The sequence below is a fragment of the Epilithonimonas hispanica genome (assembly GCF_003385395.1).
Lineage (GTDB): Bacteria > Bacteroidota > Bacteroidia > Flavobacteriales > Weeksellaceae > Epilithonimonas > Epilithonimonas hispanica.
Genome location: NZ_QNUG01000098.1, coordinates 1 through 1,966 on the forward strand (window position 1 = coordinate 1; position 1,966 = coordinate 1,966).

The window sequence follows — 1,966 nt, forward strand, 5'->3', positions numbered from 1 at the left end:
TAATAATTCGTTAAATATTTGAATTTCAGAAACTTAAATATACGAATTATTACTTTTCATTGCAAATTTTATTTCATTTCTTATCCCGAACTCAGGTTAATTAATACTCTAAATCACGAATAATAATTATATATTTGTATAATTATATAATTATATAAATGGCTGAAATAATTTTAACCACTCATCAAAAAGGTGGTGTAGGAAAATCGACATTGACACTCAACCTGGTATCAAATTTAAGACAGAATGCAAAAGTTTGTATTGTTGATATGGATATGCAAGGCTCTCTTCTAAATATTCGAGAACTGTCAGATGTTCCAATTTTTTCTGCAGACAAATTAAAAGAAGTTATTAAATCTGACTATGATTTCATTTTCATAGATATACCTCCTTATTTATCTGAAAAAATAACCGAATTGTGTGATGTGGTTGATGTTATTATTATACCTACAAAAGTAGGAGTTTTAGACCTTTTAGCAATTAAATCTACTATTAATACAGTTAAAGATTCTAAAGCCGAAAAGAAGGCAATTATTGTCTTCAATATGATTAAGCCTAACACCACTTTGACGGAAGAAATAAAAGACCAATTAAAAGAATACAATGTGAAAGTTTCTAAAAATATGATTTCTGACTTAGTTGTTTTTTCTCGTTCAGTCTTATTAAATGGGGTTGAAGAAAATAATAAAGCACAGAAGCAAATTGATAACTTGACAAAAGAAATATTAACATTATCAATCAATTAAAAGTATATAATTATATAATTATATAAATTACACAATATGGCAAAGCAAGATTTTTCCGCCCTTATAGGCAAAGCAAAAAACGCCCCGGTTACAACACCGAAACAGATTGTAGTTCCTGTAAAGGAAAAAAAAGAAGAAACAATTTTTTCTTTGTACATCCCTACTGAAAAATTGAAAAAATTGAAATTGATGTCAGCAGAAAAAGGTATAAGCCTAAAAGAACTAATAAATACTGCAATTGATGAAAAGCACTTTAAATGAGTAATTTATAAATATTTTTTTTTGGGGGGGGGTAGTGGAATTACGGAAAATCTGGATGTTAAATTAAATCCTAAAAAGATGAAAAAACCTAACAATGAAACTATTAAAGCAATGGTAGAGCTTAAAGCGGGCGATGGAGTAAAGTTTAATAATGCTAATGAACTATTCGGAGAAATAACGGAAAATGAAATTTACGAAAATCATATCAAAAGAATCTTCGAACTAATGCAAACCGAAATCAAACCCAATTCTAAAGAATCTGATGAATTGGAAGCACTTTCTATTTTGGTTAAAAATTATGAAGATCAAATTTATCGGATGGATAAACAAACTGTAAGTCGTGAAGAAATTATGAAAGCTTTAGAATAATAAAAGAAAAAGCGGGATTTTCACCCGCTTTTCTCATTTAATCTTCTCCTTCCAAGCAAAAGCTGAAATTTAAAAATGTTAAACATCCCTTGAATTTTCTTTTTTTGAAAATTGCTACTAACAGAACTAACAGTCCTGTTATCCATACTAAACTAAATAAGTCTATCATAATTTTGATTTTTGTTTATTCATAAATATTTCGTAAAACTAAATTGTTTTATTTTTTTTTTCGTTTTGTCATTTTTAGCTGTTACTCTCTCACTAAAATCACGTTCAACTCTTAATTGGTAAATCTCCTTTTTCTCAATCTTTAAAGTTGTGACGCAATAATATGGTAAAAAAAAATCCCTCCGCTGTTGCGAAAGGATTTCTATCCAGCAAAGATAGAGCTTACTATTTTGATATACAAAAGGGTTAATTTTTAAATTAAACTTTACTCATAAAATATCTCAAATAGTAAAAATACAGAATAAAAAAAGCGGGATTTTACCTAGTCATGGTCGGAAGATTTTTCTTCCGACTTTTTATTTTTTTTCACCAAAAAAATAAAAGAACTCAACCTATTGATTATTAGTTAATTAGTTTGTTTT

At 27.8% G+C, this 1,966-nt stretch carries 3 protein-coding genes; all 3 read left to right on the plus strand.

Annotated features, from left to right (window positions below):
- The first annotated feature begins 158 nt into the window (after positions 1-158).
- The 3 genes from DRF58_RS17925 to DRF58_RS17935 all read left to right on the plus strand — a co-directional run bounded on the left by DRF58_RS17925 (position 159) and on the right by DRF58_RS17935 (position 1,376).
- Positions 159-746: a ParA family protein gene (locus DRF58_RS17925; protein ID WP_116037309.1), complete on the plus strand. Its 588-nt coding sequence runs from the start codon at positions 159-161 to the stop codon at positions 744-746.
- A 36-nt stretch (positions 747-782) separates the two neighbouring features.
- Entirely contained in the window at positions 783-1,007 is a 225-nt protein-coding gene (locus DRF58_RS17930; RefSeq protein WP_116037310.1) for a hypothetical protein, read from the plus strand.
- A 78-nt stretch (positions 1,008-1,085) separates the two neighbouring features.
- A complete protein-coding gene (locus DRF58_RS17935; RefSeq protein ID WP_123902446.1) occupies positions 1,086-1,376 on the plus strand; it encodes a hypothetical protein in 291 nt (96 codons plus the stop codon).
- Positions 1,377-1,966: the final 590 nt, after the last annotated feature.